Annotated in this window: 21 protein-coding genes, 1 pseudogene and 1 riboswitch; of the genes and pseudogenes, 8 read left to right on the top strand and 14 right to left on the bottom strand. The window is 70.1% G+C overall.

The window, feature by feature from the left end:
* Window positions 1-4: 4 nt before the first annotated feature.
* From ACFU9P_RS08695 to ACFU9P_RS08685, 3 genes are all read right to left on the bottom strand, one after another.
* Complete coding sequence (locus ACFU9P_RS08695) at window positions 5-886, bottom strand: carbohydrate ABC transporter permease (protein ID WP_384078321.1); 882 nt, start codon at window positions 884-886, stop codon at window positions 5-7.
* Window positions 883-1,878, bottom strand: a complete 996-nt coding sequence (locus ACFU9P_RS08690; RefSeq protein WP_384078320.1) for a carbohydrate ABC transporter permease — start codon at window positions 1,876-1,878, stop codon at window positions 883-885. The genes ACFU9P_RS08695 and ACFU9P_RS08690 overlap by 4 nt, the downstream gene beginning before the upstream one ends.
* A 143-nt stretch (window positions 1,879-2,021) precedes the next feature.
* On the bottom strand, window positions 2,022-3,320 hold the full coding sequence (locus tag ACFU9P_RS08685; RefSeq protein ID WP_376381775.1) for a sugar ABC transporter substrate-binding protein: 1,299 nt from the start codon (window positions 3,318-3,320) through the stop codon (window positions 2,022-2,024).
* A gap of 289 nt (window positions 3,321-3,609) precedes the next feature.
* Between ACFU9P_RS08685 and ACFU9P_RS08680 the strand changes: the two genes are divergently transcribed.
* The 6 genes from ACFU9P_RS08680 (at window position 3,610) to ACFU9P_RS08655 (ending at window position 10,912) form a co-directional block, all read left to right on the top strand.
* The gene (locus tag ACFU9P_RS08680) at window positions 3,610-4,392 is read left to right on the top strand and encodes a GntR family transcriptional regulator (protein WP_376381886.1); all 783 of its coding nucleotides are present in this window, start codon (window positions 3,610-3,612) and stop codon (window positions 4,390-4,392) included.
* 170 nt (window positions 4,393-4,562) lie between these two features.
* Window positions 4,563-4,832: a DUF3311 domain-containing protein gene (locus ACFU9P_RS08675; protein ID WP_376381884.1), complete on the top strand. Its 270-nt coding sequence runs from the start codon at window positions 4,563-4,565 to the stop codon at window positions 4,830-4,832.
* Complete coding sequence (gene mctP, locus ACFU9P_RS08670; protein WP_384078319.1) at window positions 4,829-6,460, top strand: monocarboxylate uptake permease MctP; 1,632 nt, start codon at window positions 4,829-4,831, stop codon at window positions 6,458-6,460. Before ACFU9P_RS08675 ends, mctP begins: the two co-directional genes overlap by 4 nt.
* A gap of 92 nt (window positions 6,461-6,552) precedes the next feature.
* Window positions 6,553-7,089 carry a GNAT family N-acetyltransferase gene (locus ACFU9P_RS08665; RefSeq protein ID WP_384078318.1) on the top strand — a complete coding sequence of 179 codons (537 nt, stop codon included), beginning with the start codon at window positions 6,553-6,555 and terminating at the stop codon, window positions 7,087-7,089.
* Between the two features lie 35 nt (window positions 7,090-7,124).
* Window positions 7,125-7,267: riboswitch (cobalamin riboswitch) on the top strand.
* 144 nt (window positions 7,268-7,411) lie between these two features.
* On the top strand, window positions 7,412-9,874 hold the full coding sequence (locus ACFU9P_RS08660) for a ribonucleoside-diphosphate reductase subunit alpha (protein ID WP_384078317.1): 2,463 nt from the start codon (window positions 7,412-7,414) through the stop codon (window positions 9,872-9,874).
* Window positions 9,875-10,912 (top strand): ribonucleotide-diphosphate reductase subunit beta, encoded by a 1,038-nt coding sequence (locus ACFU9P_RS08655; protein ID WP_384078316.1) that lies wholly within the window; start codon window positions 9,875-9,877, stop codon window positions 10,910-10,912.
* 4 nt (window positions 10,913-10,916) lie between these two features.
* Here ACFU9P_RS08655 and ACFU9P_RS08650 read toward each other — a convergent pair whose 3' ends face one another.
* Window positions 10,917-12,143: an FAD-dependent monooxygenase gene (locus ACFU9P_RS08650; RefSeq protein WP_384078315.1), complete on the bottom strand. Its 1,227-nt coding sequence runs from the start codon at window positions 12,141-12,143 to the stop codon at window positions 10,917-10,919.
* Window positions 12,144-12,163: 20 nt separating this feature from the next.
* A complete protein-coding gene (locus ACFU9P_RS08645) occupies window positions 12,164-12,418 on the bottom strand; it encodes a hypothetical protein (protein WP_384078314.1) in 255 nt (84 codons plus the stop codon).
* Between the two features lie 93 nt (window positions 12,419-12,511).
* Here ACFU9P_RS08645 and ACFU9P_RS08640 point away from each other — a divergent pair, with 93 nt between their 5' ends.
* Window positions 12,512-13,477 carry a GlxA family transcriptional regulator gene (locus ACFU9P_RS08640; RefSeq protein WP_376381763.1) on the top strand — a complete coding sequence of 322 codons (966 nt, stop codon included), beginning with the start codon at window positions 12,512-12,514 and terminating at the stop codon, window positions 13,475-13,477.
* Between the two features lie 51 nt (window positions 13,478-13,528).
* Here ACFU9P_RS08640 and ACFU9P_RS08635 read toward each other — a convergent pair whose 3' ends face one another.
* The 9 genes and pseudogenes from ACFU9P_RS08635 to ACFU9P_RS08595 all read right to left on the bottom strand — a co-directional run bounded on the left by ACFU9P_RS08635 (window position 13,529) and on the right by ACFU9P_RS08595 (window position 22,563).
* Complete coding sequence (locus ACFU9P_RS08635; RefSeq protein ID WP_384078313.1) at window positions 13,529-14,266, bottom strand: D-Ala-D-Ala carboxypeptidase family metallohydrolase; 738 nt, start codon at window positions 14,264-14,266, stop codon at window positions 13,529-13,531.
* A gap of 147 nt (window positions 14,267-14,413) precedes the next feature.
* On the bottom strand, window positions 14,414-15,070 hold the full coding sequence (def, locus tag ACFU9P_RS08630) for a peptide deformylase (RefSeq protein ID WP_376381759.1): 657 nt from the start codon (window positions 15,068-15,070) through the stop codon (window positions 14,414-14,416).
* Between the two features lie 252 nt (window positions 15,071-15,322).
* Window positions 15,323-16,327 (bottom strand): tetratricopeptide repeat domain-containing protein, encoded by a 1,005-nt coding sequence (locus tag ACFU9P_RS08625; RefSeq protein WP_046499352.1) that lies wholly within the window; start codon window positions 16,325-16,327, stop codon window positions 15,323-15,325.
* Window positions 16,328-16,437: 110 nt separating this feature from the next.
* Entirely contained in the window at window positions 16,438-17,730 is a 1,293-nt protein-coding gene (locus tag ACFU9P_RS08620; protein WP_384078386.1) for an HD-GYP domain-containing protein, read from the bottom strand.
* A gap of 452 nt (window positions 17,731-18,182) precedes the next feature.
* Window positions 18,183-19,538 (bottom strand): annotated as a pseudogene (locus ACFU9P_RS08615) (HD-GYP domain-containing protein); the annotation flags it as partial.
* 187 nt (window positions 19,539-19,725) lie between these two features.
* Window positions 19,726-20,049, bottom strand: a complete 324-nt coding sequence (rsrA, locus tag ACFU9P_RS08610; RefSeq protein WP_376381757.1) for a mycothiol system anti-sigma-R factor — start codon at window positions 20,047-20,049, stop codon at window positions 19,726-19,728.
* On the bottom strand, window positions 20,046-20,708 hold the full coding sequence (locus ACFU9P_RS08605; RefSeq protein ID WP_046500410.1) for a sigma-70 family RNA polymerase sigma factor: 663 nt from the start codon (window positions 20,706-20,708) through the stop codon (window positions 20,046-20,048). Before ACFU9P_RS08605 ends, rsrA begins: the two co-directional genes overlap by 4 nt.
* A 315-nt stretch (window positions 20,709-21,023) precedes the next feature.
* The gene (locus tag ACFU9P_RS08600) at window positions 21,024-21,668 is read right to left on the bottom strand and encodes an alpha/beta family hydrolase (protein WP_384078312.1); all 645 of its coding nucleotides are present in this window, start codon (window positions 21,666-21,668) and stop codon (window positions 21,024-21,026) included.
* Window positions 21,669-21,729: 61 nt separating this feature from the next.
* Window positions 21,730-22,563 carry an SOS response-associated peptidase gene (locus ACFU9P_RS08595; protein WP_384078311.1) on the bottom strand — a complete coding sequence of 278 codons (834 nt, stop codon included), beginning with the start codon at window positions 22,561-22,563 and terminating at the stop codon, window positions 21,730-21,732.
* A gap of 58 nt (window positions 22,564-22,621) precedes the next feature.
* Between ACFU9P_RS08595 and ACFU9P_RS08590 the strand changes: the two genes are divergently transcribed.
* Complete coding sequence (locus ACFU9P_RS08590; protein WP_376381881.1) at window positions 22,622-23,335, top strand: M50 family metallopeptidase; 714 nt, start codon at window positions 22,622-22,624, stop codon at window positions 23,333-23,335.
* Window positions 23,336-23,403 lie beyond the last annotated feature (68 nt).

Below are 23,403 nucleotides of genomic sequence, written 5' to 3'. Positions count from 1 at the left end.
GGCATCAACCCTTCACTGCACCGGAGGTGAGGCCGGTTGCCATGTATTTCTGCACCAGGAGGAAGAAGGCCACGACCGGGATGGCGATCAGGACCGAGGCGGCCATCAGCGCTCCGTAGTCGATACCGCGCGAGGTGGTGAAGTTCATCAGCCACACGTTGAGCGTGTACTTCTCGTTGTCCTGGAGGACGACATAGGCGAGGAGGTACTCGTTCCACGCGGTGATCAGGGAGAAGATCGCGGCGGCGGCCAGACCGGGGGCGAGCAGCGGGAAGGTCACGCGCCAGAAGGCGCCCATCCGGCTGCATCCGTCCACCATCGCGGACTCCTCCAGCTCCGGCGGGATGTTGATCACGAAGCCGCGGATCATCCAGGTCGCGAACGGCAGGGTCGAGACCAGATAGATGACGATGACGCCCCAGTACTCGTTCAGCCCGCCCAGGTCGTTGAGCTGGATGTAGATGGGGATCAGCATCGCGGTCGGCGGCAGGAGCTGGACGGTCAGCAGCACGATCATGAAGAACTTGCGGCCGCGGAACCGGAACCGGCCGATCGCGAAGGCGGCGATGGTGGCGAGCAGCATGCCGCCGAGGACGGCGACCCCGCAGACGATCAGGCTGGACTGGATGGCCGTGCCGAAGTTGGGCTGTTCGACGGCCCGCCGGAAGTTGTCGAAGGTGAGCGACGAGGGCCAGAGGGTCTGGTCGTAGCTGCGGATCTCATGGTTGGGCCGCAGGGCGCTGATGAGCAGCCAGTAGACCGGGAAGGCCATGAGGACGAAGACGGCCAGGCCGAGGATGTTGTAGCCGATACGGTTCTTCTTGCGGTCCGGGCGGAGGACCTGCGTACCGTCCTGGGGGCGGACCTGGGGGGTGGAGGCGCTCACTCGACCTCTCCGATCTTCAGCAGCTGGCGCAGGTAGTACACGGCGACACCGGAGAGCAGCAGGACCGTGATGAGGGAGATGGCCGCGCCCTGGCTGAACGAGTTGGACTCGAAGGCCTTCTCGAACGAGTAGATGCCGAGGACCGTGTACTCCGGCTCGGGCTTGTTGCCGCGGATCAGGAAGATCTGGCCGAAGACATTGAAGTCCCACAGGACGGACAGGGTGGCCACCATCTGGAAGACCGGCTTGATCACCGGCCAGGTCACATAGCGGAAGACCCCGGCCGGGCCCGCGCCGTCGAGGGACGCGGCCTCCTCCAGCTCCCGGGGGACCTGGGTGAGCGCCGCGTACAGCGTGACCGCTACGAAGGGAATGGCGCCCCAGACGACGACCGCGCCGATGACGAGGAAGCCCTCGACCGGGTTCAGGAACCAGTTGTGACCCTGGGAGTCCACTCCGAGGTACTTGGTCAGCACCATGTTCAGCACGCCGTAGTCGGAGTCGGCGAACCAGCGGAAGATGGAGGTCGCGACCAGCAGGGGCATCGACCAGGCGGCGACCAGCGCGGCGGTGAGCAGCAGCCGTACCCAGGTGTCCATGCGCTGCATCAGCATGGAGATGCCGAGGCCGATGCCCATGGTGGCGACCACGCAGACCACCATGAAGATGACGGTCCGCCAGACGACGGCCCAGAACTCGCCGTCGCCGAGGATATTGGTGAACTGGTCGAAGCCCACCCAGGGAGCGGGGTCCCCGGTCCAGAGTTCGCGCCGGCCGACATCCTGGAAGGACATGATGACCGTCTTGACCAGGGGCCAGGCGAAGACGGCGGCGATCGCGACGAACGCGGGTGCTATCAGAAGGTACGGCAGCAGGGCGCCCGCCTTGCGCGGTCTGTGCGGCACGCTCTTCGGCGGCCGAGGGCCGCTGCCTTCGGAGACCCGCGCTACGGTTACCGGCGGATCGGCTGCTTTCATGTCGGCGGCACTCACTGTGCTGGCCTTCCGTTCGGACCTGGTACCGGAGGACGGGGGGCGCCGGGCCCATGGTTGGGCCCGCCACCCCCCGCGGGTCCTGTCCGGCCGGCCTCAGCGGGCCGGACAGGACCGGGCGATCAACGGGTCGTGACTCCTGGTCAGGACTCCTGGTTGATCAGCTCGTTGATCTCCGCGTCGGCCGCCTTCGTGGCCTCGGCCACCGACTTGCCCTTGATGATGTCGAGCAGCATCACCTCAAGGGTTTCCTTCTTCTCGATGGCGGTCCAGCCCGGGGCGATCGGGGTGAACCAGGCGTCCGGTACGGCGTTGGCGATCGGCGCGGTCTCCGGCTTGGCCTTCAGCGGTTCGAGCTGCTTGGTGTTGTTCGGCAGGATGTTCTTGGAGGCGAGGACGTCCTGCGACTTGGCGCTGGTGAAGGCCGCTATCCACTCCTCGCCGAGGTCCTGGACCTTGGACTTGGAGATGGTGGCGAGGTCGGAGCCGCCGATGAAGGACGGCAGGGCCTTGCCGTCGGGGCCGGGCATACCGGCCGTACCGATCTTGTCCTTCAGCTTCGGGTTGCCGTTCGCGGCGGAGTCGACGACGCTGCCGGCCTCCCAGCCGTTGCCGTACAGGAGCGCGGTCTTCTCGTTGGCCATGACGTTGGCGTGGTCCGCCTCGTCCTTGGTCTTGTCGCCGTGGTTGTACTTGTTCACCAGGTCGACGAAGTGCTGGATGCCCTTCTGGGCCTCGGGGGTGGAGAGGCTGGCCTTCCACTCCTTGGCGCCCTCGTCGTACGTGGCCACCTTGCCGCCGTACGCCGCGACGTACGAGAGCGCCGCGTACCAGTAGCGGCCCGGCAGGTAGAGCGGCGAGAAGGCCTTGTCCTTGCCGTACTTGTCGCCGACCTTGTCCAGCGCGGCGGTCAGCTCGGCCTCGGTGGAGGGCAGTACGTCCGAGCCGGTGGCGGCCTTGAACATGTCCTTGTTGTAGATCGCCACGCGGGCACCGGCGTAGTAGGGCACGCAGAACTGCTTGCCCTCGAAGGTGCAGGTGTCCTTCAGACCCTTGATCCAGGTGTCCGAGTTCTCGTACTTGGCCGGGTCGATCTCACCGAGCGCGCCGTTGAGGATGTACGTCATCGTCTCGGTGTTGCCCAGCTCGACGACATCGGGGTACTTGTCGCCGGCGAGCGCCGCGTCGAGCTTCTTGGCCTTGTCCGCCCACTGCTGGTACTGGACGTTGACCTTGACATTCGGGTACTTCGCCTTGAACTGGTCGTTGACGCTCTTGACCAGCTCCGGCCAGGTGCTCTGGGCGTCCGACATCAGCCAGACGGTGAGCGTCTCCTTGCGGTCCTTGGGATCCTTCGACGCCGAGCTGTCTTCCGAGCCACATGCGGCAAGACCGGCCATCATGCCCGCGACGCCGACCGCCGCGATGAGCTTGCGCTTCACGCCACCCTCCTCAGGGATGCCTGCAACCCCTGCCCACCGCGATGAACGCGAAGACGTACGACGAGTACTGCTGGGGCTGGGACCTGGTCTTTAATGGTTTAGACCAGTACGGGGAGCTTGGCCTAGACCTTTAGGGGTGTCAAGGGTGTATAAGAAGGGCAGTCGTGTCCGTTATCGGACCGACACCTGAGGGAGGGCGACGACCCGTGGCCGGACCGTGCCACCATGTGAGCCGCGACAGACGGAGGAGCCGGTGACGGCAGCAGCGCAGGAGTCGGGAAGGCAGGCCATGGCCACGGACGGGGGCGGCAGCGGAAACGGAAGCGGTCCGGAGACCGAGAGCGGGGCCCCCACCCGTACGGCGCGTGTGCCCAAGTATTACCGACTGAAGCGGCACTTGCTCGATATGACGGAGACTCTGCCGCCCGGCACCCCGGTGCCGCCGGAGCGCACGCTCGCCGCCGAGTTCGACACCTCGCGCACCACCGTGCGCCAGGCGCTCCAGGAGCTGGTCGTCGAGGGCAGGCTCGAACGGATCCAGGGCAAGGGCACGTTCGTCGCCAAGCCCAAGGTCTCGCAGGCCCTCCAGCTCACCTCGTACACCGAGGACATGCGCGCCCAGGGCCTGGAGCCGACCTCCCAGCTCCTGGACATCGGCTATGTCACGGCCGACGACACCCTGGCCGGGCTGCTCGACATCACCACCGGCGGGCGGGTGCTGCGGATCGAACGGCTGCGGCTGGCCAGCGGTGAGCCGATGGCCATCGAGACCACGCATCTCTCGGCGAAGCGCTTCCCGGCCCTGCGCCGCTCGCTCGTCAAGTACACCTCTCTCTACACGGCGTTGGCCGAGGTGTACGACGTCCATCTCGCCGAGGCCGAGGAGACCATCGAGACCTCGCTGGCCACTCCGCGCGAGGCCGGGCTGCTCGGTACGGATGTGGGGCTGCCGATGCTGATGCTCTCGCGCCACTCGCTCGACGCCGCCGGAGAGCCGGTGGAGTGGGTGCGCTCGGTCTACCGCGGCGACCGCTACAAGTTCGTGGCACGCCTGAAGCGCCCCGCCCGCTGATCGGCTCGCCCTGACCAACCGGGGTCCGGTTCCTTCGCGTTCGTACCCCGGTCCTTCGCATTCGCGCAGGCTGCTCGGTGTTCGGCCCTACCCCCTCTCATGCCTTTGCCGTAGATTTCCTCGCGCTCATCAATGGCGATCAGTGAGGGGACGGATGCGCTGTGTCAGAAGTGTCAGAGGTTCGTGAAGAAAAGCCGGCGGCGAGCAGACGTCCAGTAGTCACTCCCGTGCGCGTGGTGATAGCGCTCTGCCTCGTCGCGCCCTTTGTGGCGCTGCTCTGGGTCGGCTCGTACGCGAAGACCGAACCCGTCTTCATCGGCATCCCGTTCTTCTACTGGTACCAGATGGCCTGGGTGGTGGTCTCGACCGGACTGACCATGATCGCGTACCAGCTCTGGCAGCGTGACCAGCGCGGCCGTGCGGGAGGTGCGTCGCGATGACCGACGGCGTGAACGGTGTGGCGCTCACCGTCTTCATCCTCTTCTTCGTGGCCGTCACGGTCATGGGCTTCCTGGCCGCGCGCTGGCGCAAGGCCGAGAACGAGCACAGCCTGGACGAATGGGGGCTGGGCGGCCGGTCGTTCGGCACCTGGGTCACCTGGTTCCTGCTCGGCGGCGACCTCTATACGGCGTACACCTTCGTGGCGGTCCCGGCGGCGATCTACGCGGCGGGCGCGGCCGGCTTCTTCGCCGTGCCGTACACCATCCTGGTCTACCCGCTGATCTTCACCTTCCTGCCCCGGCTGTGGTCGGTCTCGCACAAGCACGGGTACGTCACCACCTCCGACTTCGTCCGGGGGCGCTTCGGCTCAAAGGGCCTCTCGCTGGCGGTCGCGGTCACCGGCATCCTCGCGACCATGCCGTACATCGCGCTCCAACTGGTGGGAATCCAGGCGGTGCTCGATGTGATGGGCCTCGGCGGCGGTGAGAACACCAACTGGTTCATCAAGGACCTGCCACTGCTCCTCGCCTTCGGAGTGCTCGCCGCGTACACCTACTCGTCCGGGCTGCGCGCGCCCGCGCTGATCGCCTTTGTGAAGGACACCCTGATCTATCTGGTGATCGCGGTGGCCATCATCTACATCCCCATCAAACTGGGCGGTTTCGACGACATCTTCGCCAAGGCGGGCGAGGCGTTCGCGCAGCCCAATCCGGCGACGGGCGCGCCACGCGGAGCGCTCGTACCGGGCGACGCAGGGCAGTGGGGCTATGCCACCCTGGCGCTCGGCTCCGCGCTCGCGCTCTTCATGTATCCGCACTCCATCACGGCGACGCTCTCCAGCCGCAGCCGCGATGTGATCCGGCGCAACACCACGATCCTGCCGCTGTATTCACTGATGCTGGGGCTGCTGGCGCTGCTGGGCTTCATGGCGATCGCCGCCGGGATCAAGGTGGACAACGGGCAGTTGGCGATCCCGCAGCTCTTCGAGAACATGTTCCCGGCCTGGTTCGCGGGCGTGGCCTTCGCGGCCATCGGGATCGGCGCGCTGGTGCCGGCCGCGATCATGTCGATCGCCGCGGCGAATCTCTTCACCCGCAATATCTACAAGGACTTCATCAGGCCGGACGCGACCCCGGCGCAGGAGACCAAGGTCTCGAAGGTGGTCTCGCTGCTGGTGAAGGTGGGCGCGCTGGTCTTTGTCCTGTCCATGGACAAGACGGTGGCGATCAACTTCCAGTTGCTGGGCGGAATCTGGATCCTCCAGACGATGCCGGCCCTGGTCGGCGGCCTGTTCACCCGCTGGTTCCACCGCTGGGCGCTGCTCGTCGGCTGGGGCGTCGGCATGCTGTACGGGACGGCCGCGGCGTACGGGGTCGCGAGCCCCACCCAGAAGCACTTCGGCGGATCGTCGGCGGAGATCCCGGGGATCAACGAGATCGGCTACATCGGTCTGACGGCGTTCGTGCTGAATGTGGTGGTGACGGTGGTGCTGACGTTCGTGATGCGGGCGGTCAAGGCGCCCGAGGGCGTGGACGAGACGAGCCCGTCGGACTACACGGCGGACGCGGGGGATCCGGGGGTACGGGTCGAGCCGGCGAAGGCGGCTTCGGGCGATCCGGTGCACTGAGGGTCTCGTGTTCCGACCGGGCCGCCGCGGCTTCCTCGCTGGTGAGGAGGGCGCGGCGGCCCGTTGTCGTACCCATGGCGCACACTCGGTGCATGGACTTCACGATCAGAGAGGCCGAGCCCGGGGAGTACGCGCGGCTCGGCGAGATCACCGCGCGGGCGTATCTGGTGGACGGGCACCTGGACTTCGGTGAGGACGACCCGTATCTGTACACGCTGCGGGATGTGGCCACGCGGGCGGCCGAGGCGGAGGTGCTGGCCGCCGTGGACCCGGACGGGACGGTGCTGGGCGGGGTCACCGTTGTCCTGGCCGGCGGGCCCTGGGCGGACATCGCGCAGGACGGCGAGGCCGAGTTCCGGATGCTGGCGGTCGACCGGGCGGCCCGGGGCAGAGGCGTCGGCGAGGCCCTGGTCCGTGCCTGTGTGGCGCGCGCTCAGAACACGGAGGGCTGTATACGGCTGGTCCTCTCGACCCAGGCGTCCATGCGGCAGGCCCACCGGATCTATGAGCGCCTCGGCTTCGTCAGGACCCCCGAGCGGGACTGGGAACCGCTCCCGGAACTCCCGCTGCTCGCCTATGTCCTGGACCTGCCCGGCGCCGCCGACGGTGGTACGCCCGGGGGCGGCTGACCATACCCGACACTACATCTGGGGGGTGGTGCGGCTTCCAGCCACCAGATGTATGCTCGACCTCGCTGTCGACGCAGGGGAATCCGGTGCGAATCCGGAACTGTCCCGCAACGGTGTGCTGTGGTGCGCTTTGCCGTGCCCGCGAGTCCGAGCGCCTGCCGACGGTGCGTCCGGGTCGGCCGATCCGGGCGCCGAGACGTCCGGGCCTCGCGGTTGGGCCGGTGGACGCCGCGCCGCGTGCTGCCCGGGTCCCGGGGGTACGGCGGTGCGCGCCCCCGTATCCCCTCGCGCCGGCCCGGAGCCGAGCGAGGGAGAGCACCACGTGACCATCGCGCCAGCGGATCCGGCGGCAGCCGCTCCGGGAACCACCGGGCCTGATGGACCCGCAGACGGGCCGACCGACGGGCAAATCGGTGAAGCGGCCGACGGACCGGGCGCCGCGCTGCTGCGGGTCCTGGCCGAACTGACCGCCGATCTGCCCGACGCCGACCCCGGCAGAGTGGCCGCCGCCGCACTCCGGGGCCGTAACGCCCGGTCGGACGAGGCCGAGCTGCGCGGGCTCGCCATCGAGGCGGCCGCGGGTCTGATCGCCGAGGACCCGTCGTACTCCCGGCTCGCCGCCCGGCTGCTCGCCCGCGCCATCGTGGAGGAGGCGGCGGGCCAGGGCGCGGTGTCGTTCTCGGCGTCGGTCGCGGTCGGGCACCGCGAGGGCCTGATCGCGGACCGTACGGCCGGTTTTGTCGCGCTGCACGCCGCCCGGCTCGACCGGCTGGCCGATCCGGCGGCGGACGACCGCTTCGGCTACTTCGGGCTGCGTACGCTCCACGACCGCTATCTGCTCAGGCACCCGCTGACCCGCCGGGTGATCGAGACCCCGCAGCACTTCATGCTGCGGGTGGCCGCCGGGCTCGCGGAGGACGAGTCGGCACGGGCGCTGGACGAAGTCGCCGCGCTGTACGGGCTGATGAGCCGGCTGGAGTATCTGCCGTCCTCGCCGACCCTCTTCAACTCCGGTACGCGCCACCCCCAGATGTCGTCCTGCTATCTGCTGGACTCCCCGCTGGACGAGCTGGACTCGATCTACGAGCGGTACCACCAGGTGGCCAGGCTCTCCAAGCACGCGGGCGGCATCGGCATCCCGTACTCCCGTGTCCGCTCGCGCGGTTCACTGATCCGCGGCACCAACGGGCACTCCAACGGCATCGTCCCTTTCCTCCGCACCCTCGACTCCTCGGTCGCCGCGGTCAACCAGGGCGGCCGGCGCAAGGGCGCGGCCTGTGTGTATCTGGAGACCTGGCACGCGGATCTGGAGGAGTTCCTGGAGCTGCGCGACAACACCGGCGAGGACGCCAGGCGTACGCACAACCTCAATCTGGCGCACTGGATCCCGGACGAGTTCATGCGCCGGGTGGAGGCGGACGGCATGTGGTCGCTGTTCTCGCCCTCCGATGTGCCGGAGCTGGTCGATCTGTGGGGCGAGGAGTTCGACGGGGCCTACCGCGACGCGGAGGCGGCGGGCCTGGCCCGCAGGACCGTCCCGGCGCGCGAGCTGTACGGCAGGATGATGCGCACCCTCGCCCAGACCGGCAACGGCTGGATGACCTTCAAGGACGCGGCGAACCGTACGGCCAACCAGACCGGCGAGTCCGGCGCGGTCGTCCACTCGTCCAATCTCTGTACGGAGATCCTGGAGGTGACGGACGACGGCGAGACTGCGGTGTGCAACCTGGGTTCGGTGAACCTGGGGGCGTTCGTGCTGGATCCGGGCGAGCGGGACGCGCCGGGTGCGTCCGGCGACGGGTTCGACTGGGAGCGGCTCGACGAGACCGTCCGTACGGCCGTGACCTTCCTCGACCGGGTCGTGGACATCAACTTCTACCCGACCGAGCAGGCCGGGAACTCCAATGCGAAGTGGCGGCCGGTGGGTCTGGGCGTCATGGGTCTCCAGGACGTCTTCTTCAAGAAGCGGCTCCCCTTCGACTCCCCCGAGGCCGCCGCGCTCTCCACACGGATCGCCGAGCGGATCATGCTCGCCGCGTACGAGGCGTCCTGCGACCTCGCCGAGCGCTCAGGACCGCTGCCCGCCTGGTCCCGGACCCGCGCCGCCCGCGGCGTACTGCACCCCGACCACTACGGCGTGGAGCCGGCCTGGCCGGAGCGCTGGGCGGCGCTCCGCGCCCGTATCGCCTCGACCGGGATGCGCAACGCGCTGCTCCTGGCGATCGCGCCGACCGCCACCATCGCGTCGATCGCGGGGGTGTACGAGTGCATCGAGCCGCAGGTCTCCAATCTCTTCAAGCGCGAGACGCTCTCGGGTGAGTTCCTCCAGGTCAACTCGTATCTGGTGGCGGATCTGAAGAGGCTGGGCGCCTGGGACGCGCACTCGCGCGAGGCGCTGCGCGAGTCGAACGGCTCGGTGGCGGGCCTCGCCGGGGTCCCGGCGGAGATCCGCGCGCTGTACCGCACGGCGTGGGAGATCCCGCAGCGCGCGCTGATCGACATGGCGGCGGCGCGTACGCCGTATCTGGACCAGAGCCAGTCGCTGAACCTGTTCCTGGAGACGCCGACGATCGGGAAGCTCAGCTCGATGTACGCGTACGCCTGGAAGCAGGGGCTGAAGACGACGTACTACCTGCGCTCGCGCCCGGCGACCAGGATCGCGAGAGCGGCGGGCGCGGCGGGGGCGGCGGGGGCGGCCCGAGCGGCCGTACCCGCGCAGGCGACGCCGGAGGACGCCGTGGCCTGCTCCCTGGAGAACCCCGAGTCCTGCGAGGCGTGCCAGTAAATGACCACGGAGACAACAGAGACAACGGACATGACGACGAAGAACCTGCTGGACCCGGGTTTCGAACTGACCCTGCGCCCCATGCGCTATCCGGACTTCTACGAGCGCTACCGCGACGCGATCAAGAACACCTGGACGGTCGAGGAGGTCGATCTGCACTCCGATGTGGCCGACCTCGCCAAACTCTCCCCCGGTGAGCGGCATCTGATCGGCCGGCTGGTCGCGTTCTTCGCGACGGGCGACTCGATCGTGGCGAACAATCTGGTGCTGACGCTCTACCGGCACATCAACTCGCCCGAGGCGCGGCTCTATCTCTCCCGCCAGCTCTTCGAGGAGGCCGTGCACGTCCAGTTCTATCTGACGCTCCTCGACACGTATCTCCCCGATCCGGACGACCGCGCGGCGGCGTTCGCGGCGGTGGAGAACATCCCGTCGATCCGTGAGAAGGCGGAGTTCTGCTTCCGCTGGATCGACTCGGTCGAGACGCTCGACCGCCTGGAGTCCCGCGCGGACCGCCGCCGCTTCCTGCTCAATCTGATCTGCTTCGCGGCCTGTATCGAGGGCCTGTTCTTCTACGGAGCCTTCGCCTACGTCTACTGGTTCCGCTCCCGTGGCCTGCTGCACGGCCCGGCCACGGGCACCAACTGGGTGTTCCGTGACGAGACGATGCATATGAACTTCGCCTTCGAGGTCGTCGACACGGTCCGCAAGGAGGAGCCGGACCTGTTCGACGACACCCTTCAGCGCGAGGTCACGGCCATGCTCCAGGAGGCGGTCGAGGCGGAACTCCACTTCGCCGAGGACCTCTGCGGCGAGGGCCTCCCCGGCATGAACACCGACTCCATGCGCGCCTACCTCCAGTGCACGGCCGACCACCGCCTCCAGCGCCTGGGCTTCCCCCCGCTGTACGGCACGGAGAACCCCTTCTCCTTCATGGAGTTGCAAGGCGTCCAAGAGCTGACCAACTTCTTCGAACGCCGCCCGTCGGCCTATCAGTCGGCGGTGGAGGGCACGGTCGGCTTCGACGACGACTTCTGACCCGCTAGCTGCGGGTTGACGGGGAGCGGGGGTGGAGGGTGGTGGCGAGTCTGGGGCCCAGCCAGCGTTTGAGTTTGCGGAGGGGTTCGAGCTGGCCCGCCGCTCTGTCGATGCGGTAGTAGAGCTGGGGCGGGATGTGCGGAAGCAGGGGGGAGTGGCGCTGGCCCAGGAGGGCGAACATGTGGGCCGGGGCGAGGTTGATGTAGCGGGGGAGGTTCTCGTACCACTGCGCGCTGTAGCGGGCCGCGCTCTGGACGGGGAGGAGGGCCGATCTGCGCTCGCGTTCGTAGCGGGCCAGGGCCGGGGCGAGATCGCGGGTGTCGCCGAGGGTGTCACCGAGGGCGGTGGCCAGGGCGATGGCGTCCTCCAGGGCGAGTGTGGTGCCCGCGCCGATGGAGTAGTGCGTGGTGTGCGCGGCGTCGCCGAGCAGGACGAGGTTGCCGCGGTGCCAGGTCCGGTTGGTGAGCGTACGGAAGTTCAGCCACTGGGCGCTGCCATCGGCGTGGGACCGCCCGATCAGCCGGTGTCCGCCGAGCGGCCCGGCGAAGAGCCGCTCCAGCAGGGCCAGGCCGTCGGCCTCGTTCATCCGGTGGAGGCCGAGGCCCTGCCAGGTCGCCGGGGAGCACTCGACGATGCAGGTGCTGTGCTCCTCGCTGAACCCGTAGCCGTAGCACCAGATCCAGCCGTGCGCGGTCTCCACGAAGCCGAAGGTGAAGGAGTCAAAGACCTTGGTGGTGCCGAGCCAGATGTACATGTTCCGCCCGGCCACCGCCTCGGTCCCGAAGTGGTCCGCGTGGCGCTCGCGCAGCGCGCTGCCGACCCCGTCGCAGGCGACGACGAGGTCGGCTTCGGGCGGTCCGGCCGCGGCGTCGACGGGGTGCTCGAACTCGACGCGTACGCCCAGGGATGCGGCCCGCTCGGCGAGGAGTTCGAGCAGTCGGCGTCGTCCGATGCCGAACCCCTCGTCGCCGTGGTGCCTGGTCGTGCAGTCCCGGACATGCGCGACGCCGTCGCTCCAGCGCACCGAGTTCTGCCGGATGGCGCGGGCGGACTCGGGGTCGTGGCGGTGGAGCTTGTCGATGAGGCCGCCCCAGTAGGTCACGCCCCAGCCGTATGTCGACCCGGCCGGGTTCCGTTCGTAGACGGTGATCTCGTGGGACGGGTCCTGCCGCTTCATCAGGATCGAGAGGTACAGGCCGGCGGGCCCGCCACCGACGCAGGCGACCTTCACGCGCGCTCCCTTTGGTGACTTCAGTGACGCAAAGTGATCGATTTGCGACGAAGGGTAGCAGGTGCGACATGTACCCCTGCGGGATCCACGGACGCCGGTCCGCCGGTCACACGCCGTGCGTCGGCCCCGCGCGCGGCACTTTCCGGGCGTTCCCCGCGCTCGGCCCGGCGGAGCTGGCCGTCGATCGCCCGGTCCCTGAGGTGCCAGACCAGCGTCGGCAGACCGAGCAGCACAAAGAAGGCGATAAGGGCGAGAACCGTGAGGAAGATGTCCATGCCCCCACTGTTGTCGCTCCGCCCGGGCGCAAGCAGTGGCAGGACTGTCATCAACCATCGAATTACTGCCATGCGTGAGGCACACTGGATTCCATGCTGGACAACATCGCGGTCGTGCTGCTCGACGGTGTGCACCCCTTCGAACTCGGCGTTCTCTGCGAGGTCTTCGGCCTCGACCGGAGCGACGAGGGCCTGCCCGTCCCCGATTTCGCCGTGGTCTCCGCGGAGGGGCCCGTGCTGCGGTCCCACGCCGGGTTCACGCTCGGCGACATGCACGGCCTCGACCGGCTGGAGGAGGCCGACCTCATCGCCGTACCGGCCGGTGACTCGTATGTGAACCGCGACTACCCGCCTGAGCTGCTGGCCGCGCTGCGCCGCGCTGTTGACCGGGGCGCGCGGGTGCTGAGCGTCTGTTCCGGGGTTTTCGTGCTCGGCGCCGCCGGGCTGCTGGACGGCCGCCGGTGCGCCGTTCACTGGAGGCATGCGGCGGACCTGGCCCGCGCCTATCCGCGGGCGGTCGTCGAACCGGATGTGCTGTACGTGGACGAGGGCCCGGTCGTCACCTCGGCCGGCACCGCCGCCGGGATCGACGCCTGCCTCCATCTCGTACGGGAGGAGTACGGGCCGGAGGTCGCCAACGCGATCGCGCGCCGGATGGTCGTGCCGCCGCACCGGGACGGCGGGCAGGCGCAGTTCATCGAGCGGCCGCTGCCGAGGAACCGGTGCGACACGGTCGGCGGGGTCCTCGGCTGGATGGAGCGCCATCTCGACCGGGAGATGACCGTCGAGCAGCTGGCCGCGCGGGCCCATATGTCACCGCGGACCTTCGCCCGCCGCTTCCAGCAGGAGACGGGGACGACTCCGTACCGCTGGCTGCTGCGCCAACGTGTGCTGCTGGCACAGGAGTTGCTGGAGGCGACGGACGAGACGGTGGACAGCGTCGCGGGGCGCGCCGGGTTCGGGAACGCCGCCGGGCTGCGGCATCACTTCCTGCGGACGCTCGGGACGACCCCGAACGCGTACCGGCGTACGTTCCGGGGCCCCTCGCACGCCGCGTGAGGCCCCGTACCGCTGGTGCTGGTGCTGCTGATACGGCCGGGCGGGCCGGGATCAGATGCCGCAGCTCGGCGCCGACCAGAAGCGGCTCGGCCGGTGGTCAACATGCGCGTGGTCGTTGTGGTCCGGGTAGCCCGGGCCGAGGATCCCGTTGAAGCCGTGGTTACGGGCCGTCTGGGCCAGGGTGCACAGGGAGTGCGGTCCGGAGCCCAGGTCGGCGGCGTCACCGTAGAGATGGCGGCTGCTGGACGCCCCGCCGACCGCGTTGTTGCAGGCCTGCGAGCGGAATCCGCTGGTGACACGGAGGGGCTGGTCGCCGAGCGCGTGGCGCATCGCCTCCAGCTTCCACATCGTGCGCAGGGCGTTGGACTTGGCGGTGGCCGCGTCCACCGCGCCGCCCGCCCAGGTGGTGTTGCAGGTGTTCAGCTCGGCGTAGCTGAAGTGGATCGGCGTGCAGTCGTCGTCCTGGAGGGAGTAGAGCTTGGTGAAGGTGGCCGGGCCCGCGACCCCGTCGGACGCCAGACCGTACGCAGACTGGAAGCGCTTGACGGCCGCGGCGGTCGCCGGTCCGAACTCGCCGTCGATGGCGAGTACGGCGCCGCTGCCCGGGTAGCCGGCGACCCGGATCTGGAGCTGGGTGACATCGGCGCCGGTGGCTCCCTGGGAGAGGGTGCGTGACCAGGTGTAACAGCCGTCGGCCTGGGCCGTACCCGCGGTGACGAGTGTGCCGGCCCAGGCGAAGGACATGGTCATGACAAGACTGACCAGGAGTCTTGCGGTGCGTCGGAGCATTGCGTCTCCTCGTGAGGCTGGAGGGCGGTGTACGCAGAGAGTGGCGCACGGGTCGACGCGCGTCAACCGGGCTCCCGCCTGGCCCGGTTGACGACCTCCTGACGATCTTCGTGTGAGGTTTCCGCGAGCGGTCGGCCGCGCGAACGGTCAGTCGTTCGGGACGGTCTCGTAGCGCGGGGTGTTCTCCTCCATCTGCCGCAGCGCGTCCTTGCGGTCGCGCTTGGACAGACGGTCGATGTACAGCCGGCCGTAGAGGTGGTCCGTCTCGTGCTGGAGGCAGCGGGCGAAATAGCCGGTGCCGCGCACCTTGATCGGCTTGCCCTCGGCGTCCTGGCCATGGACCACCGCGACGTCGGGGCGCGCCAGCGACGCGTACGCCGTCGGGACGGACAGGCAGCCCTCATTGGCGTCGTCGAGATGCCGGGCCTCGGGCGGCAGCTCCTCCAGCACCGGGTTGCAGACCGCGCCGACATGCCGCACCCCGTCGTCGTCCGGGCAGTCGTAGACGAAGACCTTGAGGTCCACCCCGATCTGGTTGGCGGCCAGACCCACGCCCTCGGCGGCGCGCTGGCTGGCGAACATGTCGTCGATCAGCGCGGCGAGCTTGTCGTCGAACTCCGTGACGTCCTTGCACTCCCGGTGGAGCACCGGATTCCCGACGACGGTGATCGGGCGGACCGTGCCGCGCTCGCGGTGCGCCAGCTCGCGCGCCTCCGTGTCCTCCGTGTCCACGACGAACCCGTCCTCCGTCTCCGCCACGGAGGTCCCGCTGTCGACCCGCTGGTCCGTCTCCTGCTGCGCCATGTCCGCAGTACGCCTTCCTCGGTACCCGATGCTGCCTGCACGCCGATACTGCCCGCACGACTACTGTCCGTACGACTGCTGCCCGAACGGTCCGCGTGCTGTGTGCGATGTGCCCGTACAGCCTAAGGGCAGGGATACGGAGACAGCGGCGTCCTGTGGATATCCGGACATCGTCCGTTCACGAACATCCGTGCCTGTGGACAACCAGCCTCGCGACAGGCGGCCGGCGACCGCACCGTCGGCGGCCGGAGCTCAGCAGACCTCTTCCAGATCGCGCCACTCACGGGTGTCCGGGCTGTCCGCGACCCAGCCGTCGAGCAGGCCCCGCACCAGCCCCGGCGGCGCGGCGATCCCGCACTCGCGCTCCGGCGCCCACAGCTCCCCCGCCGTACGGTGCCCCAGCGGCCCCGGGTGGCCCGGCTCGCTGTGGTCGTGCGGATCGAGGTGCTCGCCGTCGCCCTCGGCGCTCGGCATCCGGCTCTCCGAACAGGCCCGGCAGAGCAGCCGTACCGAGGACGACCAGTCCTCCGCGGCGAACCCGGCGTCGGCGGCCAGCCGCTCCAGCGCGTCCCTGTCGTCCTCGGTCGCCGCCTCCAGCAGCACGACCCAGGTGGGTACGGGCGAGGGCGCCCACAGCTCGATCTCGTCGAAGACGGGGTAGGCGCGGGTGGCGCCGTCCGGGCCCGCGGCGGTCGTACGCTCGCCGTTCGGCACGCCGTCGTGCAGGACGACCTCGCCCCAGCGGCGCCCCGACGAGGGCAGCGGGATCGACAGCACCTCGATCCTGGCCGGGTCGAGCCTGCGGCCCCAGACCACCTCGGCCTCGCCCTCGGGCGAGAGGCGGACGGCCGCGCTGCCCAGCTCCATGCCCTCCGGCTCGCCATTGGCCTCGACGCTGTGCGGATTGCCGGGCACCTTCAGGCCGTACGCCTGCCAGGCGCGGCGGGCCAGCGGCCAGTCCTGGAGCGCGGTGGCGGCGATGCCGACATTCCACCAGTCCGGGGCGCCGGTCTCCTTGTCCAGCAGGGCGACGGCGCGCAGACCGGCGGCGCGGGCCTGCTCCCAGTCGTGCCGGAACTTGTGCAGCAGGGCCAGATTGAACCAGGACTCCGAGAGCCAGGGCTCCAGATCCGCCGCGCGCGTGAGCAGCGCGCCCGCGTCCTCGTACCGGCCGTCACCGATCAGCGTGAACGCGCGGTCGGTGGCCTGCCGCCACGAGGCGGAGGGCCGATGCCGTACCTTCCCGAAGATCCTCACGATTCCCGCCTGCCGGTCGCTCGGGTCAGTGCCCCCGGACACCTTTTCCTCGACACCCTCTTCTTCGCATCCAACCATGCCCGGTCGGACGCCCGCTCATTACCCATGGGTTACCCGGCCCCACCTGCGGCCGGACCTCCCCGGGACAGCACGCGCGCCAGGGATTCCACCACCTCGGGCTGGTAGTCGTACGCCGTCCCGAGCCGGAGCCGCTCCAGCGCGCCGAGCGGGCCACTCGCATTGCCACATTCCCCGGTCAGGTCGTCGTACGCATTGACGGCGCGGACAATCCGGGCGGGCAGCGGCTGTTCCCGGTACGGATCGGCCTGCCGCTCCACCACGACGGCGACGGCGGCGGGCACTCCGGTCTGGCGGACCACCGCACCGCCGAGCAGGGCGATGCGCCGCTGCTCGGCCACCGGCAGCAGGGCGGTGGCGCCCTCGGGCACGGGGTCGACGAGGGAGAGCTGTCCGATGTCGTGCATGAGGGCCGCGTACTCCAGGACGGTCAGTTCGGGTCCCGAGAGCCCCAGCTCACGGCCGACGGCGCGGCTCAGCTCGGCGACCCTGCGGGCGTGCCCGTGGGGGGTGTATCCAGCGATCTCGGTGGCCCGGGCGAGGGAGGCGATGGTCTGGCGGTAGGTGGTCCGTACGGCGGCGTAACGCCGGAAGGAGAGCTGGGTCAGCAGCAGCGGCACACAGAACACGGGCAGCGCCCAGAGGCCCGCGACCGCGACACCGAGGGCGATGACCGCGCCGGTGGCGCAGACGGCGGAGCCGATGTGGAGCAGCGCGCGCAGTTCGTCGCGGAGGAGGGGGCCGAAGGGATGGCGGGTGCGGGCGCGCACCATCAGGGCGGCCAGTACGGCGTCGCAGAGGGCGGTGAGGACGAGCAGGAGGAGGAGCAGTACGGCGTAGCCGGGGCCGGTTCCGAAACGTTCGCGCAGGTCGGCCGCGCTGTAGAGGGGCTGGAAGCAGACCGCGGCGAAGCCGACGGTGAGGATCCGCCTGGCCATGTGGCCGAGGCCGGGACCGCGGCCCCTGACGACATGCGGTACGGCGCCGGCGAGCCCGGCCGCGGCGACGACGGCGACGGTCTGGAGGACTCCGTGGGTGGCCGGGTGGCCGGCGTTCTCGCCGAGCAGGGCGTACGCGAGTGCCCCGGCGGCACCGAGCGGCGCGGGCTCGCGCTCGCCGGGCGGGGCGCCCCAGCGGGCGAGTTCGCCGATGGCGATGAGGGCGCCGAAGGCGAGGGCGGCGCGGGGCTCGTTGAGGCCCTGCCACAGGGTCCGTCCGAGCCCGGCGACGGTGACGGCCGCGGCGGTGCCGTACACGCCGACGAGCACGGCCGTGGAGCCGATGTGCCCAGGCCGCTTTTCCGCCCCGGCCCCCGGCCCCGGCATCGCCCGGACGGCGGCCGCGGTCATCTCCGCCCTCCACGGGCGGACCGGCCGGGGGCCGGGGCCCCACGGGGAGGGACGTTTCGGCGCGAGGCCTGGGCGGGGTCGGAAGAGCCGGCGGCCTGCGCCGGGACCTCGCCCGAACGAGCGGCCTGGCTGGGGACCTGTGCCTGACCGGCCAGAGCCTGGGCCTCGGCCCGGCCCGGCGGGCCGGAAGCGGCCTGGTGCGCGGCCTGGGGTGACAGGCCCGAACCGGCCTGGGCCTGCGGGCCCGAAGCGACCTGTTGCCCGGCTCGGCCCGGCAAGTCCAAAGCGGTCCGGGCCGACGAACCGGAAGCGGTCTGGTGCCCGGCCCGGCCCGGCGAGTCCGAAGCGGCCCGGGCCGGCGGGCCCGAAGCGGTCTGGTGTCCGGCCTGGGTCGACAGGCCCGAAGCAGCCCGGGCCTCGCTCGGTGGGGCCTCCGCCGGGTGCGGGGCCGGAGGCGTCTGGCAGCACTCCTCGTCCGCCGTCACCTCCGTGCACCAGCCGTGGCGGTCCAGCGCCTTCGACAGCGCCCGGACCATCTCCGGGTCGAACTGTGTGCCCGCGCACCGTTCCAGCTCCGCCAGCGCGGCCGGCACCGGACGGCCCCTGCGGTACGAGCGCGTCGAGGTCATCGCGTCGAAGGCGTCGGCCACGGCCACCACCCGCGCGAACTCGGGGATCCGCCGGCCTTCGAGACCGCAGGGGTAGCCCGTGCCGTCGAGGCGCTCGTGGTGGTGGAGGATCGCCGCCCGCGCCTCCCCCAGGAAGCCGATGCCGCGCACCATCTCGTGCCCGTACTCGGGGTGCAGCTCGATCACCCGGCGCTCCTCCGGTGTCAGCGGGCCGTCCTTGCGCAGCACCCGGGTCGGTACGCCGAGCTTGCCCACGTCGTGCAGGATCCCGGCGAACCGGAGGACCTCGATCCGCCTCGGCTCCATGCCCAGCTCATGGGCGATCAGCACGGACGCGTGCCCCACCCGCTCGCTGTGCCCGCGCGTATAGGTGTCCTTGATGTCGACCGCCTGGACGAGTGCCCTGATGGTGGCCTGATGGGCAGCGCGCTCGCGGTGGTACTGGGCGAAGACCCAGCACGAGATGTACATGGGCAGCAGGACGAAGAGCGCGGAGATCGGCCCGTACGGACTGCGCCACAGGACCGCCATCATCAGCCCGGCGAGACCATGGGCGGCGTACGGGGCGAGGGAGCGCAGCAGCAGGCCGCGCCATGCCGTACGCGCGGGAAGGCGTTCCGCGGTGACGAGGATGCCGCCGTCCAGCATGGCCAGCGCCAGACAGAAGGCGAGGGTCGCGGCCGCCGCGGGCAGCAGGACGTACGGGAAGTCGGGCCGCGTCAGCCCGTACCCGCCGCCGCCGAGCGCCACCGGGCCGCCGAACAGCGCCTGGGCCCGGGCCGCCGCCCAGGTGGCGATGGTGAGCTGCGCGGCGCGCCAGATCCGCCGGGCGCTCCTGGGGCGCCGCTCGACCCGCCCGCACAGCGCCCCCGGCACCGCGACCAGCGCGGCGGCCGACGGAGGCAGCAGAAAGGCCGCGGCGAGGAGGACGGGGAAGAACGACCCGGCCGCGACCTGCGAGGCGCCATGGACCGAGCCCCCCATGAAGCCCAGGAACCGCCAGCGCGCGGGGGTCTCGCAGAAGGCGTACAGCAGCGCGAGCAGCGCGACCGCCGCCCAGGGAGTGCCGGAGCTCAGCGCGGGCCGTACACACGCACCGGCGCACAGCACGGCCACCAGAATGTACGCGCGCGCCGCACCCGGTATGGCCCTCACGCGTCCCCGCCCCTTCCCGTACCGGCCCGAAACAGACGGTCAGGCTAGCGAGCGGGACGGCGAGGAGCGGCCCGATACCACCGATTAGCACCTTTGGGTGACAGGAGCCGCTATCGGGGAGGCTTGGGCACGCTCGCACGTTCTATGGGCATGTTCCAGCTCGTGCACGCATTCGCGCACTTCTTCGTCACTCCGCGGCGGCGCCCGGCAGGTCCGCGCCCGTCCGCGACGGCACGTCATGGTCCGGTACGGCCTGTCCCGACCTGATCAGATCGATCCGCCCCATGACTTTGGCCCGCAGATCGCTCGGCACGTCGTCCTGCCCGCAGCACCTCTTGACCAGCTTCTTCACGGCCTGCTCAAGGCCGTACTTCTGCAGGCACGGGGAGCACTCCTCGAAGTGCACCTCGAACTTGGCGCAGTCGCTGTCCGGCATTTCATGGTCGAGGAACTCGTAGAGGTGGTCGAGAACCTCGGCGCAATCCGTCTCATGCGGCTCTCCGCAGCTCATGAGTCCGAACCTTTCCGATCGTCCGACGACTCTCCCGCACCCGCCGGTACGAGCCCGCGGTCACGGGCGTAATCCTCCAGCATGCCGCGCAACTGGCGGCGGCCACGGTGCAGTCGTGACATCACCGTACCGATGGGTGTCCCCATGATGTCCGCGATCTCCTTGTAGGCAAAGCCCTCGACATCGGCGAGATAGACGGCGATGCGGAACTCCTCGGGGATCGCCTGGAGCGCGGCCTTCACATCGGAGTCGGGAAGGTGGTCCAGCGCCTGGGACTCGGCGGAGCGCAGCCCGGTCGACATGTGCGACTCGGCGCGCGCGAGCTGCCAGTCCTCGATCTCCTCCGCGGCACTGCGCTGGGGCTCGCGCTGCTTCTTGCGGTACGAGTTGATGAAGGTGTTGGTGAGGATGCGGTACATCCACGCCTTGAGGTTGGTCCCCTCACGGAACTGGTGGAAGGAGGCATACGCCTTGGCGTAGGTCTCCTGCACGAGGTCCTCGGCGTCGGCCGGGTTCCGCGTCATGCGCAGCGCGGCCGAGTACATCTGGTCGAGAAAGCCCAGCGCGTCCCGCTCGAAGCGGGCGTTGCGCTCGGCAGCGGTCTCTTCGATGATGTTGCCGTCGTCGGCCCCTGCGTCGGTCCCTGTGACCGGACCCACCTCCTCCAACGCTGTGGTGGGACCGAATGCGGACCCACTCGAATCGGAGAATAGTCGACCTTGCTGCGACGAGGCCTGCCGGTCCGGTCCGCCCACCGCCCGGGCGGGAGCGGTCTTGGCCGCGGACAGCACCGTCCACTCCAGGTCAGCGGCGTCTGAGCGGCGCGGGCAGATGGTCGAACCCATACGACGGACTCCCTCTCCATACTCCGGTGTGCACCAGTGTTCGGCTATTCCCCACAACAGCGATCCCGCCCCGGGCATTCCCCTGGAACCACAGCGGGGGCCGTCTGTCCATGGGGCCTGTCCATGGGCCTAATCGGGGAGCCAGGCCGCGACCCCTTCGGTGAGGATCGTCAGGGCCTCCTCCTGGGAGAGGGGCGCCCTCTTGGGTACGGCGAGGCCATGGTCGCCGTACGGCACCTCCAGCAGGGTGTACGAGCCCTCCGGGAACTCGGCGGGCTTCCCGAAGGTGTCGTTGCCGCCCTGGACGACCAGCGTGGGCACCCCGGATTCCAGCAGCTCCGCGGCCCGTGACTTCTCCGGCCGGCCCGGTGGATGCAGTGGAAAGCTCAGGGCGAGTACGGAGTGCGCGCCCAGTTCGCGCGCCGTACGGCAGGCCACCCGCGCCCCGGCGCTCCGGCCGCCCGCGACGACGGGCAGCCCCGGCTTCTCCAGCGCGGGCCAGAGCGCCCGCCAGCCGGTGTCCAGAGTCCTGGGCGCGGGCGCCAGCTTCTTGCCGGCCACCCGCCAGGGCTGCTCCACCAGGGCGACGGTCACCCCGAGCGGGGGCAGCGCGGCGGCGAGGGCGCGCAGGTCGGGTGCCTCGATCCCGCCGCCTGCGCCATGGCCGGCGGCGAGCACGAGCCGGGGCCGCTCCGCCGCGTACCAGGTGATCCGGGCGTCCCCGGCCGGGGTCCCGACGGTCTCTCGCTTCGGTTCGCTCGTCTCGCTCGTCACAGGCCCATCCTGCCGCGCACCCCGGCGCGCGCCCGTCGGGCCCCCAGAACCCGTCAGGCCCTCAGAAGAGCGTGCTCTCCTCCGGCGCCGCCAGCTCCTCCAGCAGCTCAGGCCCGTTGTTGCGGACATTGCTGACCGCCGTCGTCACCGGATACGCCCGCATCAGCCCGGCCGGCGGCGGCGCCAGCAGCTCCCGCAGCTCGTCGGGGTCCGTACGGGCCGGGTCCAGCCAGGCGTCCCAGCGGTCCGGGGTCAGCATCAGCGGCATCCGGGGGTGGATGTCGGCCAGCGACCCGGGCCCCTCGGCCGGGGCCACCGCCAGCGGTGTCTTCTCCGCCTCGGTGGTGATCACCGAGCAGGTCGCCCACCAGGCCAGCGGGTGCTCGTCCGGCAGGGTCCGGTCGCGCCAGAACTCGTACAGCCCGGCCATGGCCATGACCGACCCGTCGGCGGGCGTCACGAAGTAGGGCTGCTTGCGGGGCCGCTTCTTCTTGCCCTTCTCCTCCAGCTTCCGCTCGTCGGAGCCGGTGACCCACTCGTAGTAGCCGTCGGCCGGCAGGATGCAGCGCCGGGCGAGGAAGGGCCTGCGGAACGACGGCTTCTCGTGCACGGTCTCGGCCCGCGCGTTGATCATCCGGGCCGCGCCCTCGGGGGTCTTGGCCCAGGACGGCACGAGCCCCCATTTCAGCCTGCGGAGCTGACGAACCGGACCGGCCCCCGCCGCGTCTTCCTCCGGGGACGCCGGGCGTACCGGACGCTCCAGTACCGCGTAGACCTCCTTGGTCGGGGCCACGTTCCAGTCGGGAGCGAGGGTCTCCTCGGGCTCCCATTTCTCTATGCCGAAGAGTCCCTGAAGATCTTCGGGTCTCCGGCTCGCCGCATACCGTCCGCACATAAATGCCACACTGCCACGACGCAAACCCAGTTGAGGAGCCGCCCGAGAAATGGCCAGCATCGACTCGACCTCTCTCGCCGATCTGTGGGACCGCGTCTTCGGCACCCAGCCCGCCCCGGAGAGCTGGCTGGTGGGCGTGGCCGCCGCCGCAGCGCTTCTCGCGGTCGTACCGCGACCGGTCTGGCGGGTGTCCCGTAACGCGATCACCATCGCGCACGAGGGCGGCCACGGGCTGATAGCCCTGGTCACCGGGCGGCGGCTGGACGGGATACGGCTGCACTCGGACACCTCGGGCCTGACCGTCAGCCGCGGCAGACCCACCGGGCCGGGCATGATCCTCACCGCGGCGGCCGGATACACCGCTCCCCCGCTGCTCGGTCTCGGCGGTGCCTGGCTGCTCTCCGCGCACCACATCACGCTGCTGCTGTGGCTGGCGACGGCGCTGCTGCTCGCGATGCTGGTGATGATCCGGAACGCGTACGGGGCGCTCACCGTGATCGTCACGGGGGCGGCGTTCCTGCTGATCTCCTGGCTGACCGGGCCGGACGTCCAGTCGGCGTTCGCGTACACCGCTGTCTGGTTTCTGCTGCTCGGGGGCGTGCGCCCGGCGTTCGAGCTTCAGTCCAAGCGCCGCTACGGGGGTGCCGGGGATTCGGACGCCGACCAGCTCGGGCGGCTGACGCGGGTGCCGCCGGTGCTGTGGCTGTTCCTCTTCCACACCGTCTCGCTCTGCTCGCTCATCGGCGGCGGGCGCTGGCTACTGGGCTGGTAACCGCCCTGTGCACCGTCTATCACCTTCTCGTTACGCCCTGGTTTCGCCACATTTGATCAGGATCCGGG

Origin of the sequence: Streptomyces sp. NPDC057617 (assembly GCF_042800555.1) — a bacterium.
Taxonomy (GTDB): Bacteria; Actinomycetota; Actinomycetes; order Streptomycetales; family Streptomycetaceae; genus Streptomyces.
This window is presented reverse-complemented; position numbering and strand designations above follow the sequence as displayed.